Below are 1,171 nucleotides of genomic sequence, written 5' to 3'. Positions count from 1 at the left end.
CTCCACGGCGCCCGACTCCCAGTCCACATGAGTGGACGGCTGATCGGCGTGCAGGGTGCGGGGCAGGGTCTCCTCCCGCAGCGCCATCACCATCTTGATGACACCGGCCGCGCCCGCAGCCGCCTGCGTGTGACCGATGTTCGACTTGATCGACCCCAGCCAGAGCGGCTCACCATCGCCGTCGCGCGCCTGGCCGTAGGTGGCAAGGAGGGCCTGCGCTTCGATCGGATCGCCGAGGCGCGTGCCGGTACCGTGCGCCTCCACAGCGTCGATGTCGCCCGCCGTGACTCCGGCGTTCGCCAGCGCCTGGCGGATCACGCGCTGCTGGGACGGCCCGTTCGGCGCGGTCAGACCGTTGGACGCACCGTCCTGGTTGACCGCCGAGCCCCGCACCACAGCCAGCACCGGCCGGCCCAGACGGCGCGCCTCACTCAACCGCATCAGCACCAGCACACCCGCACCCTCGGCCCAGCCCGTACCGTCCGCCGACTCCCCGAACGCCTTGCACCGACCATCAGAGGCCAGACCCCCCTGACGCGAGAACTCCACGAAAGTGGCCGGCGTGGCCATGACGGTCACACCACCCGCCAGGGCCGTGTCACACTCCCCCGACCTGAGCGACTGACACGCCAGATGCAGCGCCACCAACGACGACGAACACGCCGTGTCCACCGTCACCGCCGGCCCCTCGAAACCGAACACATACGCCACACGACCGGAGAACACACTGCCCGCGTTACCGTTGCCGAGCAGCCCCTCCACCTCATCCGGCGTCACCGGCAGCCGCGAAGCGTAATCGTGGTACATCAACCCCGCGAACACACCCGTCCGCGAACCCCTCAGCGACAACGGATCAACACCCGCCCGCTCCAACGCCTCCCACGACGTCTCCAGCAACAACCGCTGCTGCGGATCCATCGCCAACGCCTCACGCGGAGAAATCCCGAACAACTCCGCGTCGAACTCGGCCGCCTCATGCAGAAACCCCCCCTCCCGCGTGGCAGAGCTGCCCGGGCCCTCGCCGAACAGCGACGCCAGGTCCCAGCCACGATCCACCGGAAAACCCGACACACCGTCACCGCCGGACGCCACCAAGTCCCACAACGCCCCCGGCGAATCCACACCGCCCGGGAACCGGCACCCCATCCCCACGATCGCAACCGCCTCGTCC

The 1,171-nt window shown here is 69.4% G+C and carries 1 protein-coding gene; it reads right to left on the bottom strand.

Going from position 1 to position 1,171, the window contains the following annotated elements; all coding sequences use genetic code 11:
• Positions 1-1,171 (bottom strand): beta-ketoacyl synthase N-terminal-like domain-containing protein (locus tag FNH08_RS50340; RefSeq protein WP_194238911.1); only part of this gene is annotated, 1,171 nt, incomplete at both ends.

Origin of the sequence: Streptomyces spongiae, from assembly GCF_009377185.1 — a bacterium.
GTDB lineage: Bacteria > Actinomycetota > Actinomycetes > Streptomycetales > Streptomycetaceae > Streptomyces > Streptomyces spongiae.
Note: the sequence above shows the minus strand (reverse complement) of the source record. Positions and strands in the feature narration are given on the sequence as shown.